The 21,553-nt window shown below is 71.2% G+C and carries 18 protein-coding genes; 1 reads left to right on the top strand and 17 read right to left on the bottom strand.

The annotated features are described in order from the left end of the window. Window positions 1–11 precede the first annotated feature (11 nt). The 16 genes from ON30_RS16250 to ON30_RS16175 all read right to left on the bottom strand — a co-directional run bounded on the left by ON30_RS16250 (window position 12) and on the right by ON30_RS16175 (window position 18,148). A complete protein-coding gene (locus ON30_RS16250) occupies window positions 12–1,151 on the bottom strand; it encodes a glycosyltransferase (RefSeq protein ID WP_040708082.1) in 1,140 nt (379 codons plus the stop codon). Further along, complete coding sequence (locus tag ON30_RS16245; RefSeq protein ID WP_040708081.1) at window positions 1,148–2,491, bottom strand: glutamate-1-semialdehyde 2,1-aminomutase; 1,344 nt, start codon at window positions 2,489–2,491, stop codon at window positions 1,148–1,150. The genes ON30_RS16250 and ON30_RS16245 overlap by 4 nt, the downstream gene beginning before the upstream one ends. 16 nt (window positions 2,492–2,507) lie before the next feature. Continuing rightward, window positions 2,508–3,086, bottom strand: coding sequence for a YdcF family protein (locus ON30_RS16240; protein ID WP_169334920.1), 579 nt, complete (start codon window positions 3,084–3,086; stop codon window positions 2,508–2,510). Continuing rightward, window positions 3,083–4,441 carry a glycosyl hydrolase family 28-related protein gene (locus ON30_RS16235; protein WP_040708079.1) on the bottom strand — a complete coding sequence of 453 codons (1,359 nt, stop codon included), beginning with the start codon at window positions 4,439–4,441 and terminating at the stop codon, window positions 3,083–3,085. Before ON30_RS16235 ends, ON30_RS16240 begins: the two co-directional genes overlap by 4 nt. Window positions 4,442–4,466: 25 nt before the next feature. Next, window positions 4,467–5,984, bottom strand: a complete 1,518-nt coding sequence (locus tag ON30_RS36170; RefSeq protein ID WP_051029426.1) for a hypothetical protein — start codon at window positions 5,982–5,984, stop codon at window positions 4,467–4,469. After that, entirely contained in the window at window positions 5,984–7,360 is a 1,377-nt protein-coding gene (locus ON30_RS16225; protein ID WP_040708077.1) for a hypothetical protein, read from the bottom strand. The genes ON30_RS36170 and ON30_RS16225 overlap by 1 nt, the downstream gene beginning before the upstream one ends. 15 nt (window positions 7,361–7,375) lie before the next feature. Next, a complete protein-coding gene (locus ON30_RS16220; RefSeq protein ID WP_040708074.1) occupies window positions 7,376–8,380 on the bottom strand; it encodes a CgeB family protein in 1,005 nt (334 codons plus the stop codon). After that, window positions 8,377–9,675, bottom strand: a complete 1,299-nt coding sequence (locus tag ON30_RS16215) for a lipopolysaccharide biosynthesis protein (protein ID WP_083911442.1) — start codon at window positions 9,673–9,675, stop codon at window positions 8,377–8,379. Before ON30_RS16215 ends, ON30_RS16220 begins: the two co-directional genes overlap by 4 nt. Window positions 9,676–9,842: 167 nt before the next feature. Beyond that, on the bottom strand, window positions 9,843–11,000 hold the full coding sequence (locus tag ON30_RS16210) for a glycosyltransferase family 4 protein (protein ID WP_040708072.1): 1,158 nt from the start codon (window positions 10,998–11,000) through the stop codon (window positions 9,843–9,845). After that, on the bottom strand, window positions 10,997–12,046 hold the full coding sequence (locus tag ON30_RS16205; protein ID WP_040708166.1) for a glycosyltransferase family 4 protein: 1,050 nt from the start codon (window positions 12,044–12,046) through the stop codon (window positions 10,997–10,999). The genes ON30_RS16210 and ON30_RS16205 overlap by 4 nt, the downstream gene beginning before the upstream one ends. A 29-nt stretch (window positions 12,047–12,075) precedes the next feature. Beyond that, the gene (locus ON30_RS16200; protein WP_040708070.1) at window positions 12,076–12,906 is read right to left on the bottom strand and encodes a glycosyltransferase family 2 protein; all 831 of its coding nucleotides are present in this window, start codon (window positions 12,904–12,906) and stop codon (window positions 12,076–12,078) included. A gap of 368 nt (window positions 12,907–13,274) precedes the next feature. After that, window positions 13,275–14,408, bottom strand: coding sequence for a class I SAM-dependent methyltransferase (locus ON30_RS16195; protein ID WP_040708164.1), 1,134 nt, complete (start codon window positions 14,406–14,408; stop codon window positions 13,275–13,277). Window position 14,409: 1 nt separating this feature from the next. After that, entirely contained in the window at window positions 14,410–15,447 is a 1,038-nt protein-coding gene (locus ON30_RS16190; RefSeq protein WP_040708068.1) for an NAD-dependent epimerase/dehydratase family protein, read from the bottom strand. Between the two features lie 3 nt (window positions 15,448–15,450). Next, complete coding sequence (locus ON30_RS16185; RefSeq protein ID WP_040708163.1) at window positions 15,451–16,110, bottom strand: PIG-L deacetylase family protein; 660 nt, start codon at window positions 16,108–16,110, stop codon at window positions 15,451–15,453. Beyond that, window positions 16,107–16,889 (bottom strand): glycosyltransferase family protein, encoded by a 783-nt coding sequence (locus tag ON30_RS16180; protein ID WP_040708066.1) that lies wholly within the window; start codon window positions 16,887–16,889, stop codon window positions 16,107–16,109. The genes ON30_RS16185 and ON30_RS16180 overlap by 4 nt, the downstream gene beginning before the upstream one ends. Then, complete coding sequence (locus ON30_RS16175; protein ID WP_040708064.1) at window positions 16,886–18,148, bottom strand: class I SAM-dependent methyltransferase; 1,263 nt, start codon at window positions 18,146–18,148, stop codon at window positions 16,886–16,888. The genes ON30_RS16180 and ON30_RS16175 overlap by 4 nt, the downstream gene beginning before the upstream one ends. A 430-nt stretch (window positions 18,149–18,578) precedes the next feature. On the opposite strand from ON30_RS16175, the gene ON30_RS16170 reads away from it, so the two are divergent. Further along, window positions 18,579–20,084, top strand: a complete 1,506-nt coding sequence (locus ON30_RS16170) for a sugar transferase (RefSeq protein ID WP_040708063.1) — start codon at window positions 18,579–18,581, stop codon at window positions 20,082–20,084. A 78-nt stretch (window positions 20,085–20,162) separates the two neighbouring features. On the opposite strand, the gene ON30_RS16165 is transcribed toward ON30_RS16170, so the two are convergent. Further along, window positions 20,163–21,497 carry a lipase family protein gene (locus tag ON30_RS16165; RefSeq protein WP_051029439.1) on the bottom strand — a complete coding sequence of 445 codons (1,335 nt, stop codon included), beginning with the start codon at window positions 21,495–21,497 and terminating at the stop codon, window positions 20,163–20,165. Window positions 21,498–21,553: the final 56 nt, after the last annotated feature.

The following is a 21,553-nucleotide window of genomic DNA, read 5'->3' as shown; positions in this document are numbered from 1 at the left end:
TTCACTCGAGGTCAAGGGCGCGCGTCGGCCCGCGCGGAGTCGAGCACGCCCGCCACGACTCCGGCCATCCTGGCGCGGAACATCTCCGGGCCGAAACTCTCCGCGTGCGCGCGGATCGCGGCGGTGTCGTAGACCGTGCCGTCGTTCGCCAGGGCCTCGGCGAAGCCCTCGACCACCGCGTCGTCGGAACCGAACGGAACACGCACCCCGCTGACCCCGGGGACGACGGTGTCCAGCGCACCGCCCACCCCGACCGCGAACACCGGTGCGCCGCAGGCCATGGCCTCCACCGGCACGATCCCGAAATCCTCGACGCCCGGCATGAGCAGCGCCCGGCAGCGCCGGTACATGTCGACCAGCACGTGATCGGGCGCGGCGCCCAGGAAGGTGGTCTCCGGGCCCGCCATCGCCTCCAACTGGCGGCGGAACCGACCGTCGCCGACCACCACCAACCGGCAGCCCGCGCGGCGGGCGATCCGGATCGCCAGATCGGGGCGCTTGTAGGGGACCAAGCGGCCGGCGAAGAGCAGGAAGTCCTCGCGCGGGATCGCCGGATCGGGGGCGAAGCGGTCCAGGCGCACCGGCGGATGCACCACCGTCGAGTCCAGACCCCACCACTGGCGCACCCGGTCGGCGACCGCGCCGGAATTGGCGACCACCGCCGTCAGCCGCGGCGCGGCGGCCAGTTCGGCCCGTTTGGCCAGCGCGCCGAGCGCGGTCAGGGCGACGCGGCCCGCGAAACCGCCCGCTTCCCGCGCACGGAAGGCGGGCTCCCAGGCCCACCGGGCCGGGCTGTGCACGTAGGCCACGACCGGCGCGTCGGTCGCGAAGGCGGCCTGCACCGCGAACGCGTGATGGCTGAGCACGACCGCGTCGTAGTCGCGCAGGGGCAGACCGCGCAGCGCGCGGGGGACCAGCGGCAGCAGCGGCGCGTGCGAGCGCCGACCGGTGGCGGCGTAGGCGCGCGAGAGCCAGGTGTCGTTAATGGTGTCCCACGGCGGGTGGGCGATCGCCGGGGCGCTGCCGGGGTCGACGATCGGCGCGAACACCGCCGAACCCGGCCAGGTGCGGGCGAATTCACCCACCACCGCCTCCGAGCCGCCGTATTCGGTGAACCGTTCGTGGACCAACGCGATCCGCGGTTCGCTCATCGCACCACTCCTTCCAGGTGACGCGGCGCGGCGTGGCGACGCACGGCCGGGGCGACGGGACGGCCGCCGAGGTAGGGGAGCGCCGAGCCGTGCTCGAGCGCCTCGCGGTAGCGCCGCGCGGCCGCGCGGCAGGCGGCCACCGTGTGGTCGACGTCGGCGTCGGTGTGCGCGGCGGAGGTGACGAAGGACTGGCCCAGGACCCCGCGCGCGAGCAGTTCGCGCAGGAACAGCGTCCGGTACTCCTGCGACGGCGCGCCCGCCGGATCGAGGGTCTGGAAGATCAGGCACGACGAACGCCCCGCGATCCGCAGGTGCTCACCGATGCCGAGTTCGGCGGTGACCGCCTCGAAGCCCGCGCGCAGTCGGTCGCCCGCGCGTTCCATCCGGCCGATCGGGTCGGTGCCCGCGTAGGCGCGCACGACGGCGCGGAAGGCCGCCAGCGCACCGGTTTCCGGTCCGTGGGTGGTCGAGAGCAGGAAGACCCGGTCCCGGTCGGTGCGCAGCCCGCCCAGTTCCATGTACTCGCGGCGGCCCGCCAGCGCGGACAGCGGGAATCCGTTGCCCATCGCCTTGCCCCAGCACGACAGATCCGGCGCGACGCCGTAGACCTGCTGCGCCCCGCCCGCCGACCAGCGGAACCCGGTGATGATCTCGTCGAAGACCAGCAGCGCGCCGTAGCGGTCGCACAGCGCGCGCACACCGGGCAGATAGCCGGGCAGCGGTTCGTGCAGGGCGGTGGCCGCCTCCATGATCACGCACGCGATGTCGCCGCTCGCGAGCACCGCTTCCAGTGCGGGCAGGTCGTTGTAGGGGAAGCGCGTGGTCGCGGGCTTCGGGATGCCCGCGTCCATCTCGGTGGCGCCGATGAACCAGTCGTCGACGGAGAAGAACGGCTGTTCGCAGGCGGCGACCGTGCCGCGGCCGGTGACCGCGCGCGCCAACCGCACCGCCGCCGTGGTGACGTCGGAGCCGTTCTTGGCGAATTTCACCATGTCCGCGGCGGGGACCAGGGCCAGGAAGTCCTCGGCCGCCAGCAGTTCCAGTTCGGTGGGCCGGGAGAAGTTGACCCCGTCGGCGATGGCGGCGGCCACCGCGTCCACCACCGGGCGGTAGCCGTGGCCGAGAGTGACCGAGCGCAGACCCATGCCGTACTCGACGTATTCGTTGCCGTCGCGGTCCACGACGCGGCAGCCGTTGCCGCGCACCAGGATCGGCGCGAAATCCTCCGGGTACTGGTCGTCGCCGCGCGCGTAGGTGTGCGCGCCGCCCGGCACCAGGTCGTGCAGGCGGGCGCGCGCCTCGTCGCTGCGGGCCGAAGGCGGTGTCGGTGTCGGGTTCATCGGTCTTCCTCCGGTTTCAGCAGCCGAATTCGGTGGCGGCCTTGACGTATCCGGCGCTCTGCCGCAGGTACATCCACGTCCAGAACAGCGGACCGGACGGGCTCGGACTGGCGACCATGGTCAGCTCGCCGTCGAAGCAGCGGCCCACGATGAAGCGGGCGCGCGAGACGTGCGGCGTGAAGGTCACCACGATGATGTGACGCCAGCCCTCGGCCGCCGCGCGTCGCCGGATCTCCTCGGCCTCGCCGCGCGTCGTCCACGGGTCGGGCTCGAAACACGAGACCCGGAACGGGAATTCGCCGCGGCAGTAGCGGTCCATGCGCGGGTCGTCGAGCCCGGTGGAGGCCGAGATCACCAGTTCCGGGGCGTATCCGCGCCGCGCCAGGTCCAAGCCCAGGTCGAAGCGTTCGTAGGCGGTGCCGCCGAGCACGACGATCGCGTCGGCGCGGCGCAGCGGGTCGACCTGCGGGTGCACGAACACCGGCAGGCCGGCCAGGCCGAGCGCGACAAGCAGCGCGAGGCAGACGGCGAGCAGCACCCGCCGCCGTCCACGTCGCCGCGGCTTGTCCGCCGTGCGCTCGGCCACCGTGCTCACCGGTTCGGTCTGTCTCGGCCGAGCGGCGCGGACCCGAGCTCACCGGTCGGTGACACCGTCACGCGCCAGTAGCCGCCTTCGACATCGCGCAGGATCAACCCGGCGTCGGGACGGTCGGAGACGTAGGCGCCGTCGGAGAGCACCGAGGCCACCACCGCGCCGTCGGCGGCTTTGGCGCGCAGGATCTCCACGTCGCCGGGCCGCGCCTCGGCGGTGGTCGTGCCGGTCAATGTCGGACGGTGCACGCGGCCGCGCCCGATGACCTGCCAGGCGGGCGGGAACATCCCGGGCGGCAGATCGTCGGCGAGCCCGGAGACCAGGTTCACCGCCGTGCCGTCCGGGCAGCCCGCCGGATCGATGCGCAATTCCACCGGCCGCGATCCGGGATCGGGGTCGAAGCCGATATTCGCCAGATACGGCTGACGGCAGTGGTTGAGTTCCACGCCCGCCGTGCGCGCGGCCACCTTGCAGTTGACCATGCCGAATTGCGCGGGACCGCCCTTGCCCGCCGCCCCGACGGTGACCGCGACCTCCGCGCCCTCGAACCAGACGTTGGTCAGCCACCAGTTGTTGGCCGCGCCGTCGATGAGGATGTGGCGGTCGGTGGTGCCCGGATCGGTGTCGGAGACGAATTCCATGTTGGTCAGCGACAATCCGGCGTTGTGGTCGTTGCCGGTGCCGAGCACGCCGATGCGGTTGCTGGTGAATTTCGAGGAGCTGACGTAGTTCTGGATGCACGAGGTCTCCAGGCCGACGCCGAAATTGTTGATGTCGCAGTCGATGAAGGTGGTGCCGCCGGTGTTCTCCTCGAGCACCACCCCGCGTTGGGCGGAGTAGCGCGGGTGGTTGTCGCTGAGGTGGTTGCCGCGGATCAGCACCGAATCGAAGCTGCACCGGAAGCATTCGGTGAGCTTGATCGCGGTCGAGCGCGGGCCGGTCAGGTAGAAACCGAGGCGGGAGAAGCGGACCCGCTGGCGGCGGCGCAGCGAGACCAACGTGGTGTCGGTGTCGCAGAAGACGGTGGTGGCGTCCGCGCCGTCACCGTAGACCACCGCGAAATCCGGCAGGTCCGGCCACGCGGTGACCTTGTAGTCACCGGCGGGCAGGTAGATCACCGGGGGAGTGCCGTCGGTGGCGCAGGCCGCCGCGATCGCCGCGGTGTCGTCGGCCTTGCCGTCGCCGACCGCGCCGAAATCCCGGACGTCGCGCACCGTGGACGGTCCGTCCCCGATCCGCGCGCCGCCGCCGTCACCGCGGGCGGGGCCGGGAGCCTCGGCCTGGTCGCAGGCGACCAGCGGCACCGCGGCCACCCCGAGTCCGGCCGCGAGCAGGTGACGTCGCCGTAGTCCGGTCATCGGGCCGTTCTCCGCGTCCGTTCCGTCATCGGCGCTCCCGCCCGGCCCGACTCCACCGCGACGGCGTCGACACGGTGACGAATCCCGCGGCTTTCGCGCCCGCGGCGGTCAACGCCGCCCACCCCTGCGCGACCCGGTCGGCGTTCGGTCCGGGCAGCGGCAGGACCGCGACCGTGGTGTCGCATTTGGCGGCCACGGCCAGCGCGTCGGTGCCCGACGCGGCGACCAGCACGCGGTCGTAGCGGGCGGCCGCCTCGGTGAGCAGCGCGTCGAAGCGGACCGAGGCCAGCAGGTCCGGGGTGCGGGCGTCGGCTTCGCCGAGCGGCAGCAGGGCGTAGCCGCGCTCGTCGGCGAGCACCGAATCCTCGAGCGGGGCATCGCCGCGCAGCACGGCCGCCAGTCCACCGGAGGACTTGGGCCGCTGCGGCACGGAGGACTGATTCGCCTGCGCCCCGGCGGATTTGGGGTGCGCACCGGGGGATTGGTTCGCCGCCGCGGCGGGGGTCTCGGGCGCGTGGTCCGGGATCTTGCGCAGGTCGAGCACGGTGGTGCGTTGAGCGGCGTTCTCGTAGAGGCTCTCCGAGCCCGCGGCCTGCGCCGCGACGGCCGCATCGGGCATCCCGTTGCGCACCGGCCAATCGCCCTCGACCGCGGATTGCGGCGCGGCGACAGGCAGCGGCGCGACGATGGACGCGGCGGTCAGCGTCGGCGTCTCGGTGTCGACCACCAGCACCTTGCCGCCGGTCGCGGCGACGCTCTCGGCCAGTCCGGCGGCCAGTTCCGGCGCGCTGCCGCGCTCGAAGGCCGAGACCAGCACCGACTTCGCCTTGTGCGGCAGTCGGGTTCGCAGTGCCCGCAGATCGTCGAGCAGCGATTCCGACCCGGTGGTCAACGCGCCCAGCGGCGGCAGCAACCCGGAGACCTCGGACGCCTCGCGCACCCGGCGGTCCAGGCGCTCCCAGATCGCCGCGGCGGCCGCGCCCAGCAGCAGACCCGCGACCAGACCCAGCGCCAACGTCTTGGTGTCGGCGGGACCACTGGCCACGGTGGGCCGTTCGGCGCGGTCGACCACCGCGACCCGGGCGGCGGGCGCGGCGGTGCGCTCGATGGTCTCCAACTCGTCCACCAGCGCGCGGAACTGGGACACCACCTCGTCGGTGAGCAGACGCGCGCGCTCGGGCTGGGCATCGGTGACCGTCACCCGCAGCAGGGTGGTCGCGGGCGGGGAGTCGGCGCTGATCTCGGCGCGCAACTCCTCGCGCGACATCCGCAGCGCGAGTTGGCCGATGACCCGGTCCACCACCGTGTCGCTGGCCACCAGTTCCAGGTAGGAGCGCACCCGCTGCTGGGCGGCCAGACCGCCCTGGTAGGAGTCGGCGACCGAGGTGCCCGTCGCCATCGACACGTACATCGTGCTGGTCGCGCTGTAGGTCGTCGTCGCCGACTGGATCTGGAATCCCGCCACCGCCACGCCCAGGATCAGCCCGGCCGGCAAGGCGGGCCAGCGTCGGCGCGCGATGCGCAGATAGTCGACAAGTCCCATCATTGATTTCCTCTGCTTCCCACGACCGCCGGCGCCGGTGGCCCGGCCGTGGTCGTCGTCTTCTCCCGATAGCGCCGCCACTGCACGACCACCAGATTGGTGAGCCACGCGAGGACGACGACCTGCAAGTATTTGCCCAATGTCTCGGCGCTGCCGAGCATGCCGCGCTCGAACACCACGGGCACCTCGATCAGCGCGACGCCGAACATGACCGCCGTCAGATGCCGCGAGTACAGCGCCCGCGACCAGCCGACCAGGACGACGGCGGTGAACGCGACCCCGACGACGATCCCCGTGTGGCCGGCGACGACATAGCCTTCGTTGATGTTGCCCTCGGCCAGCGACACCGAGATCTGGCTCATGTCCACCGACGCGCCGCGCACTTCGTTCGCCCACGCGGTGCCCGAGTGCAGTTTCTCCTCCGCCAGCAGTTGACTGGGGATCATGCTGCGGGCGAGGTGACCGGCCACCTCGCCGGGCGAGAGCCACGACGAGGGACCGGTGTAGTACGCGTCGGTGGCGGCCTCGAGCAGGTCGAAGCGGCGCAGCAGACTCAGGAACGGCCGCACCGAATCCGGGTAGGCCGAGTCGATGACCGCCGACTGCGCCCGCAGGTACGGCGTGGACTTCAGCGACTGCAACCAGTCGAACGCGGCCACGCCCGCGACCGAGACCGCGCCGATGCCCGCCAGTTTCGCCCGCGACCACCCGGTCAGCGCGAAGCGCACCGCGATGGCCAGCGCCGCGCCGAGCACCGGGGTCTTGGACTGGATCGCGGTGGTCCACCACAGTTCGCCGAGCAGCACCGCCCCGAGCAGCACTGCCGTGGTGCGCGCCTCGGCGCGCAGGAACACGATCGCGCCGACCGCGCCGAGGGTGGCGGGCATGGTCAGCAGACTCAGGATCGGCGAGGCGCTCTCCACCTCGCCCGCCGCGCCCGCCGCGCCCACGGCCACCGAGGCCAGCCGGGCCAGCGTGCCGAGCACGTAGAGCACCCCGAGGGTCCACAACAGGTCGGGATCACCGGCCAGCGCGGCGAATCGCGGCGCGGGACGTGTGCGCGCCCACAGCACGTAGACCAGCATCAGCGCCGCGTAGACCGTCAGTCCGAAGGCGACCGGACGCAGCACCTCGCCGATCGCCACGTCGTAGCCGAGGTCGGCCAACCGGGGGTCGGCCACGTTGTCGCCGAAGCGTGGTTCCGGGTGCACCGACAGCAGCACCACCGGGCGGGCCACGTAGGACATCGCCCAGTACAGGGCTTGGGCGATCAGCAGGACCCGCAGCACGCCGGAGATCAGCGTCGCGGCGATCACCATCGTGGTCAGCGCCGCGAGGATGACCAGCAGTTCGGGTCCGAGGACGGGAGAACTCACCGGCGCACCACCGGGTCAGCCGAGCGCATGCAGGATCTCCCCGGCTCGGTCGAGATAGCTGTGCCCGCCCTCGACGATCCGGCGGTGACCGGCAGCGGCCACCTTGGCGACCTGGTCCGGGTAGCGGGTGCAGCGGTCCAGGATCTCGTCGAGTTCGTCGCGGCTGGAGAACAGGTACGCCTCGGAGCCGTCGTCGAGCAGTTCGGCGTGCTCGTCGGTGCGTTCGCCGACGAACAACCCGCCCGCCGCGGGCACCTCGAAGGTGCGGCAGGTGTGGGTGTCGCGGTTGTCGGAGTTGAGCAGCACCAGGTTCGCGGTCACCGCGGCCACCGTGATCGAGAAGTCCTCGCCGTAGACCGGCCCGGCGACCTCGGCGCGACTGGTGCGCAGCCTGCGCACCCGCCGCCAACCGGGGCCGGACACCAGCAGTTGCGAACCGTAGGTGCGCGCCAGCGAGACCATGCCGTCGAGCCGGTCCGGGCGGCACGCGCCGATGAAGCCGACCAGGAACTGGCGGGTGGTGCGGCGCGCGCACGGGTGGTGCCAGGCCGGGTCGTAGGCGCTGCGCACGAACAGCGTCCGCTGCGCGCCCCGCTCGAGCAGTTCGGGCACGTTGTGGCGTTTGGTGGTGACCACCAGATCCCATGCGGACTCGTGGGCGAGGTAGTCGGCGGTGGTGTTGTCCGGGTTCGCCACGTCGTCCGGGCTGTAGTGCACGTGCAGCGCCGCCGGGATGTCGAGCAGGCGGCGCTGGTCCAGGTACACCGATTTGAAGCCGAACACCAGGTCCGGGCGCAGTTCCGCGGCCGCGCGCTCGATGCGGGTGTGCACGTGCTCGATGCTCCACGGGGCGCGCCGCTCATGGGATTTGGCGTAGAACCACGACGGCGACAGGCGCGCGGGCAGGGTCGCCGGGGTCGAATCGATCACGATCACCTCGTGCCCGAGTCCGCGGAATCCTTCGGCGAGAGAGCGGGCATTGCTGCCGAGCCAGTCGTCGCCGACGAAGAGGATCTTCATCGTTGCTCACTTTCGAGCGCCGCCGCGGCGGCGCGCTCTCGCACGATCAACCCGCGCACCCGCGCGAGATACCAGACGGCCACCGCGATCTCGGCGGCGACGATGCCCCCGATCAGCGTCCACACCGAATGCGTCCGCAGTGCGAACAGCAGGGCGACCGCGGCCACGGAGGTGCCGGTCACCGCGCCGATCAGCACGCCGACGGTGTCCTGGCGCACGGGCAGGATCGCGGTGGTGACGAAGGAGGTCACCGTGGTGGCGGGCAGGATCAGCGCCTCGAGGCGCAGCACGTCGACCGCGCCGCGGAACTCCTCGCCGAAGACGAACACGATCACTGTCGGCGCGGCCAGCCACAGCGCGGCGCAGGCCACCGCCGCCGCCGCCACGCAGACCGCCAGCGCGCGCAGCGCGTCCGGCCAGAACCGTTCGTCGCCGCCGCGCCGCGCCATCCGGGGCAGCAGCGCGAAACCGATGGGGTCGAGCATGGATTGGACCGCGCGCACCAGGCGGTCGGAGGCGGAGTACAGGCCCAGCGACACCGCGTCGAGCACCGAGCCGTACACCGTCGCCGAACCCTGGCCGTAGCTGGTCACCATGAGACGCCCGGTGACCACCGGCGCGGCCACCTTCAGCAACGTGCCGATCTCGCGCGGCGGCGCGGGCCGCCCGAATCCGCGCCAACTGTCCCACCAGGTCAGCGCGACGCTCACCGCGGCCGAGGCGAGCAGACACAGCAGCGCCATCGAGGCCGTCGGCCAGCGCGGCAGCAGCACCAGCAGCAGTGCGAGGTACACCAGTCGGGCCACGCCCTGATACACGGTGGACGCGCCGAAACGGCCCTGCCCGATCAGTACCCAGTCCTCCGACATCGACCAGAAGCCGCCGACGAACAGGCCCAACAGGATCATGTGCACGTGTTCGGGCGCGCGCAGCGCGATCCCGACCGCCAGCGCCAGGGTGAGCAGGCCGAGGATGCCCGCGCGGATCGCCAGATAGGTGCCGCGCGTGCGGTTGACCTGGTCGCGCGAGGTCTCGGCCTCCTGCACCCGCGCGGCCAGGAACGAGGTGATGCCGAGGTCGACGAGCAGCGAGCCGAGGAAGTAGGAGGACATGCCGATGGCCAGCAGACCCAGGCCCGAGGCGCCGAGCACGCGGGCGATGATCGGCAGCGTGGCGACCGTGACCAGGTACTGGCCGTACTTGCCGAAGCTGACGTAGGCGATGTCGCGGAAGACGCCGAACAGTTCGCGGGCGCGCGAGGACGGTCCCGCCGTGGCGTCGGCCGCCTCGAGCATCGAGACGGTGATGACCGGCAGTTTGACCGTCGGCATGTCGGCGACCACCGACCGGACGGGCAGGACCTCGGTCGGCGGATCGTATTCCGGTACGCGCAGGCCGTCGAGGGGGACCGGATAGTAGCGGGGGATGATCCGGATCGGGACGGTGCGGTCGGCGAAGCGGGTCATCGCGACACCGCCGTGCGTCCGCGCGCGCACACCGTCGCGAGCAGCGCGCCCACGGTCTCGGCGGTGGCCTCGATCCCGAAGTCCGCGGCGCGTTCCCGGGCGCGCGCGCCCAGTCGCGTCCGCAGGTCGGGGTCGGCGACGAGTCGGTCCAACACTGCGGTCAGCGCGGCGGGATCACCGGGGGCGACCAGGACGCCGTCGACGTCGCCGCGCACGATCTCGGTCGGCCCGCCCGCGTCGGCGGCGACCACGGCGCAGCCCGCCCGCATCGCCTCCACCACCACCTGACCGAACGGTTCGGTGGTGATCGAGCAGTGCACGGCGATGTCGGCGTCGGCGAAATACGGCGTGGGATCCTCGACGTGGCCGGTGAATTCGACGGCCACCCCGAGGTCCGCGGCCAGCCGTTGCACCTCGGCGCGGTAGTCCTGCTCCCCGAAGAAGCTGCCGCCGACCAAGGTCAGCGCGGCGGGCCGCGCGCGCATCGCGGCGACCGCGCGCACCAGCACGTCCTGGCCCTTCCACGGGGTGAGCCTGCCGACCATCACGATCCGCACGCCCTCGGCGGGGCGCTGCGGCGACCGGGGGAGCCTCGGCGCGGGCTCCAGCCCCGGATACGCGATCGCGGCGGCCCGCCCGCGGGTGCGCAGCGTGTCCAGCGTCGCCCGACTGTTGGCCACGACCCCCCGCGCCACCACCCAGCCCAGCGTCCGCAGCACGAAAGCCAGCACCGCGCCGAAATAGTCGGCGGCGACCCGGTCGTGCACCTGCCACACCAGCGGCACCCGGGCGCGCCGCGCCGCGATCGCGCCCATGAGCAGCGCCTTGGTGCTCTGCGCCACGACGACGTCCGCGCCTGCCTCGCGCACCGCGCCGCCCAGTCGCAGGCCCAGTCGCGCCAATTCCAGCGCGCCGCCGAGCAGGCGCAGCGGACCGGAGCCCGCGATGCTCAGCGAGCCGCTCTCGAAATCGTTGCGCCACACCGTCACCGGGATGTCGCGGGCGCGCAGCAGCGCCACCAGCGGTCCGTCCTCGGTCACCAGCATCGACGGGCGCACCCGCGCGCCGCGGTCGAGCGCGGTGAGCAGGCGCAGCGTCGCCAACTCGGCCCCCGACGGCGCGGCGGTGTGGGTGAGGAAGACCGCGGTGATCACGCGACCAACTCCCGGTACAAGGCGAGGTGCCGGTCCGCGGCCACCGACCAGGAGAAGGTCTGCGCGTGCGCGCGGCAGCGCTCCCGATCGGGCAGCGCGCCGTGCAACGCCGCCGCCAGTCGCGCCGCCAGCGCCTCGACGTCACCGGAGGCGACGATGAGCGACGGGTCCAGGCCGCGCACCGAATCCGGCAGTCCGCCGCAGTCGGTCACGATCGGCGCGCGCCCGGAGGCCAGCGACTCCAGCGCGATCAGGCCGAAACCCTCGAGCGCCAGCGACGGCACGACCGTGCACGTCGAGCGCGCGTACAGTTCCGCCAACCGCTCGTCGCTGGTGTGCCCCTCGAACACCACACTGTCGCCCAGGCAGGCCGCCTGTTCGCGCAGTGCCGCTTCCGCGCTGCCGGTGCCGACCACGACTAGACGGGCCTCGGGATGTTCGGCGCGCACCGCCGGCCACGCGCGCAACAGCACGTCGATTCCCATGCGCTGTTCGAGCCTGCGCACGCACAGCACCGTCGGACCCGGTACGGCCTCGCGGGGTTCGCGCGGACGGAAACGGTCCAGGTCGACGCCGGGCGGAATTACCGCCACCGACTCCGAGCGCACCTTGTAGCGGGTCACCAGCAGATCGCGGAAATGCTCCGACAGCACCACGAATCGCCGCGCGCCGCTCGCGCGCAGGCGTTCCACCGCGAACTTCGCGCGCACCGCAAGCGGATGCTCGCCCGCGAGCGCGCTCTCGGCCGCCCACGGACCGTGGAAATGCACCACCAGCGACCCGCCCGCGCTCGGCGGGGGACCGTAGAGCGCGAAGTGCCGGTCCAGGATCCGCGGACCCGCCGCGTCGCGATCCCGGTAGGCCGTGCGGGCGCGACGCCACGTCGACCCGCCGGTCGGCCCCCAGGAACGTCCGCCCTCGGGCGCGTCGCCGAACGCCGCCGCCGACACCGTGACCTCGGGATGCGCCGCGAGGGCGGCGTGCAGGTCGGTGAAGTACCGGTTCAGCCCACCGGGGGCCGAACCGAACCACTCCGACCCGGTCATGTGCACCCGCAGCGGGGTCGACGGTCCGGTCATCGTCTCAGTCGCGTTCGCAACAGCGAGCCGGCGCGCACCCGGAGGCGGTGCAGCGCCGTGCGCGCCAACCGCAGATCGCCCACGGCCAGATCGAACGGGGACAGCAGGCGCGGGCAGTCCCGGGCCAGTCGGTGGTGGAAGCGCAGCATCTCGGTGAGTTTGCTGACCGAGGAGGTCTGGCTGCACAGGTTGAACGTGGAATCCCGCCAGGCGGCGGCGACTTCGGTGTGCCCGAAGAACAGGCCGAACTGGCCGACGCGGGCGAACAGGTCGACATCCATCGGGAAGACCAGATCCCCGCGCAGTCCGCCGACCCGGTCGAAATGCTCGCGGCGGAACATGGCCGCGGCGGTCGGCCCGAAATCGGCCGGGCCGCGCCGCACGATGGTGCGCGCCAGCGACCGCGGGCTGTGGACCCCGCGCAACCCGGGCAGGCCCAGGCCGGTCTCGAGCAGTTCGCCGCGTTCGTCGATGACCTGGAAGCGCGAGGAGCTGATCGCGAAGGCCGGGTCGTCCATGACCTCGAGTTGGGCGGCCACCGAGCCCGGCAGCAGGATGTCGTCGGCGCACACCACTTTCACCAGGTCGCCGGTCGAGAGCCGGATCGCCTTGTTCCAGTTGTCGCCGATCGGCAGGGTGGTCTCGTTGCGCTCGACGCGGACGCGCGGGTCGTCGAAGGACGCGGCGATCTCGCCGGTCGCGTCGGTGCTGGCGTTGTCCAGCACCAGCAGCTCGAAATCGACGTCCTGGTCGAGGATCGACCGCAGTGTGTCTTCCAGGGTGCGTCCGGCCTCGTAGGCGGGAACACATACCGAAAGGGTGCCCACATTCCCTCCTTCACCGGGATGAGCGTGCGTTCAGCAACATGTTGGCAATACGACGTGAATGATTCGGAAACAGACGGGGGCGAAAGGTCGTGCGGTCAGACCCTTTCGCGCGAAGGCGCGGAGATCTCGTCGGCTCGCGAGCGGAATCGCCTGTGACAGCCGGAAACGGTGTGTCGTGCGCGCGGCGGACGAGCGTGGCTCGATGCGGTGCCGTGTTCTCTCATACGTGCCCTCGTTGCGTGGAACTCTGGAAATTCCGAACGAGGAATCAGCAGAGCAATGAAAAAGCTATCTCGATTCGCCTGCGGTGGGAACCCCGTCGCACCGCACGTGGGCGACCTCACACCGGCATCGCCCCAGTTCACCGCCTATCGGGTCGCCCGCACCTCCGCGATCGCCGGAGGGGTGTCCAGCAGCCACCGACCGGCCAGTTCGGGGTACGCGGCCTCGACCTCGGCGCGCAGGTCGGGCACCGTCAGCAGCACCCGGTCCGGTTGCGCGGCCACCAGATCCGCGGGCGAGATGATCGGCACGTCGGTGCCGGGCATCCGCCTGCCCTGTTTGGCGGGGGAGGCGTCGGCGACCCCGTGCAGCAGTCCGCGGTGCACGCCCGCGCGGTGCAACAGCGCCACCGCCCGCGAGGCGGCACCGTAGGCGAACACCCGGCTACCTTCGGCGGCCGCGTCTTCCAGCACCTCGCGCAAGTTCTGCGCGTGCCGGTCCGCGGCCCGCTGGAGATCGCCCAGCGCCGCCGGGTCCTCGAGACCCGCCTCGCGGTCGTACACCCGCGCCACCCGCGGATCGGTCCCCCCGCGGTCGACGGCGGCGGTCGGTCGTTCGGCCGCGATCAGCACCGTGCCGCCGTAGAGGTCGAAATCCCACGCGGTGCGCACCGCCAAGCCCGCGCCGCGCAGCATGCCCGCCAGCGCGGACAGCGTGTAGTACGCGAAGTGTCCGTGCCGCAACGCATTCCACTGCCCCCCTGCCACGATCGTGTGCAGCGAATGGTACTGCACCAGCAGCAACCCGCCGGGCGCGGTGGCCGCGGCCCGCTCGACCACCGCCGCGTACTGATCGGGTTCGTGCATCAGCCCGAAACTGTCCAGGACCACCTCGGCCTGCCCGGTGACCGGCGTGAAGCCGCGCCTGGCCAGCAGATCCAGCCAGCTACCGCCGTGCGGACTGCCGAACTCGCGCACCGTGCGCCCGCGCAGAAGCCCCGCCCGCGCCACCCGGTCGACCGCGTCGGCGGCCTGCTCGCGCAGCGCCAGCGGCTCGATCCCGCGCGGTTCGGCGGTGTCGGTGTCGTCGGGACCGAGTTGGGCCAACCCGCATCCGCGACAACTGCGCATCGTCAGCGAGTGGGCCGCCTCCGCCGCGCGCACCGGTTGCCCGGCGGGCGGGAAGTGATCGGCCGCGGGCATCCGGCCCAGATCCAGCACCGTCACCAGATCCCGCCCCCGACAGGAACGGCACCTCGTGGCGAACCGATCACCGACCATCTCACCCACCGACCGTCACCGGTTCCACGCGACGCAGATCGGCGTCGACCACACCGCGCTCACCGAGCGCGCGCAGGCGTGCCAACCGCACGAAACGGTGCGCGAAATCCTCGGCCGTCAGGCCGCGGTCGCGATACTCGGCGTACAACTCCGCCGCGCCCCGCGCCACCGTCCAGTTCGCCTCGAAGCCGAGATCGCGGCGGGCGGCCGAGAAATCGACGCGGTAGGAGCGCGGATCGGCCCCCGACTCCCCGGTGATCTCCACCCGCGACCCGGGCACCACCTCGGCCACCGCCCGCGCGATCTGCGCCACGGTGACGTTGTTCGTCTCGGTCCCGATGTTGTAGGCGCGGCAGTGGATCGCCTCGACGGGCACCTCCAGGCAGACCGCGAAAGCGCGCGCGATGTCCTCGGCGTGCACCAGCGGACGCCACGGCGTGCCGTCGGAGAGCACCTTGACCACGCCGCCGAGCACCGCGTGCCCCACCAGGTTGTTCAGCACGATGTCCGCGCGCAGGCGCGGTGAGAACCCGAAGGCGGTGGCGTTGCGCAGGAACACCGGGTGGAACTCGTCGTCGGCCAGCGCCGTCAGGTCGTCCTCGACGCGCACCTTGCTCTGGGCGTAGGGCGTCAACGGGTTCAGCGGCGCGGATTCGTCGACCAGGCCGCTGCCCGCCGCGCCGTAGACCGAACACGTCGAGGCGTAGAGGAACCGCCGCACGCCCGCCCGCTTGGCCGAGCGCGCCAAGCGCACCGAGGCGTGGTGGTTGATGTCGTGGGTGATCTGCGGGACCAGCGCCCCCAGCGGATCGTTCGACAGCGCCGCCAGGTGCACGACCGCGTCGAAACCCGCCAGGTGTTCGGTCTCGACCTCGCGCAGGTCCAGCGCCAGACCCGGCGGGTCCTGCGGCGCCGCGCCCAGCACGCAGTCGGCGAAATAGCCGATGTCGAGTCCGGTCACCTCGTGCCCGCAGGCGCGCAGCACCGGCGTCATGACGGTGCCGAGGTAGCCGAGATGGCCGGTGACGAGTACACGCATGTTTCACACCCCTCCGGTATTTCCGAAATCCATGACCGCTTTGTCGAGCACGAACCCTTCCGCGTACGCGGCGTGGCACTGCACACCGCGAATGCGGGCCAGGCCCAGGAACGCCTCGTCGTCGAACCAGTCGCGCTGGGTCTGCGACGGGTAGCACTGCCGCAGCAGCGCCGCCTTCTCCCGCACGAGCTCGGGTGAAACCGGATGCAGCACATCAGGTCTCGGCGTGTCGGTCTCCCACTTCAATATCTCATAACCCAGGATCAGGTGATCGCGGAACTCCGTCGGGACCAGTTCGGCCAGCATCCGGTGGTCCTGGTGGGCGTCGTGCCGCTGCGGCGCGAACACCACCTGGGGTTCGACGCCGCGCCGGAACCGCGCCAGCGCGTCCTTGACCCGCGACCAGTGCGCGGGCGCGCGACCGTCGGGCACGTCGAGCACGGTCAGTTCCAGATCCGCGTTCGCGCAGAACGCTTCGAGCGCTTTGCGCTCCTCGGCGGCGCGGGGCGTGCCCGCACCCGAGAGCACCAGGGCGCGCACCCGCAACTCCGGGTGGGCGCGGGTCAGGGTGAGCAAGGTCGCGCCCATGCCGATCGCGATGTCGTCGCAGTGCGCGCCGAGAATCGCGATCTCGCCGAGCCGACCGGGGGAAAGGCCGATCACGACGTCGGTCGCTCCCACACCATCCACGGCCGCTCGCCCCGGTGGTAGGCGGCCTCGAGTTCGGCCCTTTCCTTGAACGTGTCGGCCGGCTTCCAGAACCCGAAGTGCTGGTAGCCGAGCAGACGTCCCTGGGAAGCCAGCGCGCCGCAGGCGTCCTCGACCAGGTCGCCGCCGGGCGGCAGGTGGTCGAAGATCTCCTGGGTGAGCACGAAATAGCCGCCGTTCTCCCAGATCGGCAGTTGCGCGACGGGCGTGATCTCCTTGATCTCGCCGCCGGGCGTCATCTCGACGCAGTGGAACGAGGACTGCGGCGGCACCACCATCATCGAGGCGGCGGCGCCGGAGGTGCGCAACCGGTCGATCATGGCGTCCAGCGGCGCGTCGGTCAGCACGTCGGAGTAGTTGGCCAGGAACACCTCGTCCTGACCCAGGTGCGGGCGCACCCGGCGCAGGCGTTCGCCGATGGCCGATTCGAGTCCGGTGTCGACGAAAGTGATGGTCCAGTCCGCGATATCGGAACCGAGCAGTTCCACTTTTCCGTCGCGGATCACGAAATCGTTGGACATCGTCTCCTGATAGCTCAGGAAATAGTCCTTGATGTGATGGGCCCCGTAGCCCAGGCACAGGATGAACTCCCGGTGGCCGAAATGCGCGTAGTAGCGCATGACATGCCAGATCAGCGGGCGCGGGCCCACCATCTGCATCGGTTTGGGGAGTACGTCGGTATCGCTGTGACGCATACGCATTCCGTATCCGCCGCAGAACAGCACGACCTTCATACCGGCACGACCTCCACGCCCTCGGAGCCGACCGCGTTCGGGTCGACCACCCGCACGGTGGGCATCGGATAGACCAGCAGTCCGCCCCACTCGCCGATGTGGCGCAGTTGGGCGGTGATCTCGGTTTCCAGATTCCACGGCAGCACTACCACGACATCGGGCCGGTCGGCGTCGATGCGTTCGGGGGCGTGGATGGGGATCCGGGTGCCCGGGGTGAAACGGCCGTGCTTGTAGGGATTGCGGTCGACGGTGTACTCGAGCAGATCCGGTCGGATGCCGCAGTAGTTCAACAGGGTGTTGCCCTTGCCCGGCGCGCCGTAGCCGACCACGCGCTTGCCCTGCGCGCGGCAGTCGAGCAGGAAACGCAGCAGGTCGTGGCGCACGGCCTCGGCCCGCCTGCGCAGCGGCGCGTACCCCCGCACCTCGTGCAGGCCCTCGGCGGCCTCGCGGGCCAGCAGGTCGCGCACCCGCTCGGTGGGTTCGGCCACCGCGCTCGGGCGCGCCCAGATCCGCAGCGAGCCGCCGTGGGTCGGCAGTTCGTCCACGTCGGCCACCGCGAGGTCGGCGGTCGCCAGCGCTCGCTGGGCGGCGGCGAGGGTGTAGTACTGGAAATGCTCGTGGTAGATGGTGTCGAACTGGCCGTGGCGCACCAGGTTCGACGCATGGTGCACCTCGAGGGAGATCCAGCCGTCCTCGGCGACGAGGGTGCGCAGCGACCGGGTGAAACCGAGCAGATCCGGAATGTGCGCGTAGACGTTGTTGGCGACCACCAGATCGGCCGGGCCGTGTTCGGCGCGCACCGCGGCGGCGGTCCGCTCGTCCAGGAACGCCGTCAAGGTCGGCACGCCCGCCTCGCGCGCGGCCGCGCCCACGTTGACCGACGGTTCGATGCCCAGGCACCGGATGCCCGCCTCGACGACTCCGCGCAGCAGATAGCCGTCGTTGCTGGCCGCTTCGACCACGAACGACTCCGCGTCCAGACCCAGTCGCCGCACCGCGCCGTCGACGAAATCGCGCGCGTGGCGGACCCAGGAGTCGGAATAGGAGGAGAAATAGGCGTACTCGGTGAAAGTCTCCTCGGGCGTGATCAACGCCGGGATCTGGAGCAGCAGGCAGTCCTGGCACACCCGCAGGTGCAGCGGGTAGGTCGGCTCGGGAAGGTCGAGTTCGTCCGCGGACAGGAACTTCTCACAGGGGGGTGTGGCTCCCAGATCCAGCACGCTCGACAGCCGGACCGAGTCACACAGACGACAACGCACGCGGGCTCCACTCGGAAATACATATTCTGATATCGGCGGCGCCCCGCAGCCGAGAAGCGGACTTCTCTGCCGATGACGGAAAAATTATCATCCGTGCGCCGGAATAGCGAGTCCGGGGGGCCGGAATTGTGCGATGCAATAGTGAACAGCACGTTTTCAGTTACCGTACTCACCGGTACCCATCGGTCGGTCACGCGGCGGTTCCGCGGGTGATATCGCCGCCGTACCTCGATACGCGGGCCGGATCGGATGTGACCTGGCTCGCAACACTTGTGCGGGACCGGGTGCGGGAGCAATACTTTCGCAACAGATCGACCCGGCTTCGAATCGTCTCGTGCACCGTCGCCGGACGCGCTGCCCGGACAGTGCTCGCGACGGGGTGCGAGCACCGATCGAATACGACGGTTCAATCTTCAAGCAGGTACTTTTCATGGCTCTCCCCCTCACGGCCCCCGGCACCGCCGTCGACCTCCGCCTGCACATGTCCACGCACGGTGATCGTGACGCCTGGCGAACTGGTTACATCCGCCGTCTGGCCGTCACCGACACCGCCGTCGTCGCCGTCGCGGCCGCCGCCGCCCAACTGTGCACCCTCGACATCGCCGCCGACTCCGCGCTGCGCTGGGACCCGGTGTTCGACCCGGCCACCACGCTGCTCTCGCTCGGCGTGATCGCGGGCTGGTCGATCCTGCTGGGCTGGAACGACTCCCGCTCCGCCCGCATCGTCGGCGCGGGCAGCGCCGAATACCGCCGACTCCTCTCGGCCAGCCTGCACCTGTTCGGCCTGATCGCCATCGTGTCGCTGGTCGGACGCGTCGAGATCACCCACGACAGCCTCGCGCTGACCCTCCCGCTCGGCCTGGCCGGTCTGGCCCTGTCGCGGGCGTTGTGGCGCTCGCACGCGGGCCGCCACCGCGCTCTCGGCCGCTACCGACACTCGGTGCTGGTCGTCGGCGGGGCCGACGCGGCGCGCGGCGTCGCCGCCGCCTTCTCGCGCAACCACCTGCACGGCTACCACGTCGTCGGCGTGTGCACCGCGGGCGGACCCGACCGGCCCGGCCAGACGCTGCGGGTCGGCGGACGCGACATCCCCGTGGCGGGCGACGACCGCTCGGTGGTCCGCGCCGCCCGCGCCACCGGCGCCGACACCGTCGTCGTGATCGCCACCGACCGCCTCGGCCCGCCCGACATCCGCAAACTGGCGTGGGATCTGGACACCTTCGGCGCGGAACTGATCGTCGCGCCCGGCGTCATGGACATCTCCGGCACCAGGATGTCGAGTCAGGTGCTGGCCGGAATGCCGATGCTGCACATCGAGAAACCGCGCTACGACCGCGCCCTGTCGCTGGGCAAGGCCGCCTTCGACCTGTGCTTCGCCGCGTTGGCGCTGACCCTGATCGCCCCCGCGCTGCTGGTCATCGCGCTGGCCGTGAAACTCACCAGCACCGGACCCGTGTTCTACCTGTCCGAGCGAATCGGCATGGACGGCAAGCCGTTCCGGATGATCAAGTTCCGCAGCATGTACCTCAACGCCGACCGGCACGTCAGCGCGCTGATCGCGGGCAACGGCGGCAACCCGCTGTTCTTCAAGCTGAAGAACGATCCGCGGGTCACACCCGTCGGGCGGTTCCTGCGCAAGTACAGCCTCGACGAACTGCCGCAGTTCCTCAACGTGCTGCTGCGCGATATGAGCGTGGTCGGTCCGCGCCCGCAGGTGCGCCGCGAAGTGCACTCCTACGACGGCGTCACCCGGCGTCGGCTGCTCGTTCGCCCCGGCATCACCGGGCTGTGGCAGGTCAGCGGACGCTCGGATCTGCCGCCCGCCGAATCCGTCGAACTCGACCTCTCCTACGTCGAGAACTGGTCGATGCTGCTGGACCTGCGCATCATCGCCAAGACCCTGCGCGCCGTCGCCGAAGGGGAGGGCGCGTACTGAATCGCGCCCTCGCGCAAGCGAAGACCCCGACCCGCGCCGTTGCGAATCGGGGCCTTCTCATTCACCGGCCTCGCGGAGTCAGTCCAGCGAGCATCCGGAGACCGGCTTGTCGGCGAGGCGGTCGAGCAAGTAGCCCACCGCGCTGTCCGGGCCGAACCCGTCGATGATCTCCGGACCGAAATGGTTCGGAATGGTGGTGCCGGGCAGGATCGGCGGCAGGTCGTTGGTGCGGAAGCTGACCGTCGCGCCGAGTCCGCACCAGTCCTGGGCGAGTTGACGCGCCTGCACGTAGGGCACGGTGTCGTCGTTGCGGCCGCTGGTGATGAACACCGGCGCGGCGGGACGCAGCGTGCCGATCCGCTGTTCGGCCAGCACCGGTCCCGCCTCCGGGATGCCGCGCAGATGGAACGACAGCGACTGGCCGTCGACGGTCATCGTGCTGGTCTCCAGGAATGGATGCCGCATGATGACGTCGCCGATGCACTCGTTGCTCAGCGTCTTCAACATCTCGCGCCCGGTGGGGTTGATGAGCTGATCGAACGGGCGGAACAACTCCGGGTAGCGATCCAGCAGGCCGTTGATCGCGAAACCGATCGCGCCGCTGATGAGCGCGCCGTCGATCTGACCGAGGATGGCCGCCAGGTCCGCGGTCGGGCCGCCCGCCCAGGTGCCCTTGAGATTGAGCTCGGGCGCGTAGTCGGGCTGCAACTCGGTGGCCGCCGCGACGGCGCCGCCGCCCTGGGAGTAACCCCAGAACGCCACCGGGGTGTCCGCGCCGACACCGGCGAGGCGGTGCGCCGCCCGCGCGCCGTCGAGCACCGCGTTCGCCGACTCCACGCGGTTGACGTAGGTGTGGATGCCCGGCGTGCCGAGGCCGATGTAGTCGGTGACCAGCACCCGCGCGCCCAGCGCGCTCCACACCGCCGCCGAAGGCGCTTCCTGATTCGCCGACAGTGACAGGTCGGGGGTGACGGTCACGCCGGTCGAGAACGCGACCGACATCGCGCACTGGTCGCCCTGGCCGGCGGTGCCGGGGCCGATCACGATGGTCGGGCGCGGACCCGCGCCCAGCCACGGACCCTTGGCGTCGATGAAGGTGCCGCTGACCGCGACGGGGGAGCCGTCCATCTTGTGCGAGACGTACATGATCCGCTGCGCCTGAGTGGGCCAGCCGTCGGCCTTCGGCACCGTGGCGAAGATCGACATCGGCTCGGTCTTGAGGATCGCGCCGGGATCGTTCGGAATGCTCGCGGGCGGTGTGTAGAACGCGCTCACCGGCGAGGCCGCGGCCTGCTGCGTGTCGATACCCACCCCGGCGACGGCCGTCGCGCAGGCCACCGCCACGGCGGCGGCGACGCGCCCCGCCTTCGGCAGCGCGCCCGTGCGGGTCCGACGCCCTAGTTGTCGTTGCATCGATAGTTCTCCGTAACTCCACCCGGCGTCGTCGCCGGAGTGCTCCAGGTCGCAGC

Source organism: Nocardia takedensis NBRC 100417, assembly GCF_000308695.1.
GTDB classification, from domain to species: Bacteria; Actinomycetota; Actinomycetes; order Mycobacteriales; family Mycobacteriaceae; genus Nocardia; species Nocardia takedensis.
Note: the sequence above shows the minus strand (reverse complement) of the source record. Positions and strands in the feature narration are given on the sequence as shown.

Coding starts and splice junctions, on each gene's coding strand:
- ON30_RS16250 (WP_040708082.1), bottom strand. CDS start 1,151: ATGAGCGAACCGCGGATCGCGTTGGTCCACGAACGGTTCACCGAATAC.
- ON30_RS16245 (WP_040708081.1), bottom strand. CDS start 2,491: ATGAACCCGACACCGACACCGCCTTCGGCCCGCAGCGACGAGGCGCGC.
- ON30_RS16235 (WP_040708079.1), bottom strand. CDS start 4,441: ATGACCGGACTACGGCGACGTCACCTGCTCGCGGCCGGACTCGGGGTG.
- ON30_RS36170 (WP_051029426.1), bottom strand. CDS start 5,984: ATGGGACTTGTCGACTATCTGCGCATCGCGCGCCGACGCTGGCCCGCC.
- ON30_RS16220 (WP_040708074.1), bottom strand. CDS start 8,380: ATGAAGATCCTCTTCGTCGGCGACGACTGGCTCGGCAGCAATGCCCGC.
- ON30_RS16215 (WP_083911442.1), bottom strand. CDS start 9,675: ATGCTCGAGGCGGCCGACGCCACGGCGGGACCGTCCTCGCGCGCCCGC.
- ON30_RS16205 (WP_040708166.1), bottom strand. CDS start 12,046: ATGACCGGGTCGGAGTGGTTCGGTTCGGCCCCCGGTGGGCTGAACCGG.
- ON30_RS16195 (WP_040708164.1), bottom strand. CDS start 14,408: ATGGTCGGTGATCGGTTCGCCACGAGGTGCCGTTCCTGTCGGGGGCGG.
- ON30_RS16190 (WP_040708068.1), bottom strand. CDS start 15,447: ATGCGTGTACTCGTCACCGGCCATCTCGGCTACCTCGGCACCGTCATG.
- ON30_RS16180 (WP_040708066.1), bottom strand. CDS start 16,889: ATGAAGGTCGTGCTGTTCTGCGGCGGATACGGAATGCGTATGCGTCAC.
- ON30_RS16170 (WP_040708063.1), top strand. CDS start 18,579: ATGGCTCTCCCCCTCACGGCCCCCGGCACCGCCGTCGACCTCCGCCTG.
- ON30_RS16165 (WP_051029439.1), bottom strand. CDS start 21,497: ATGCAACGACAACTAGGGCGTCGGACCCGCACGGGCGCGCTGCCGAAG.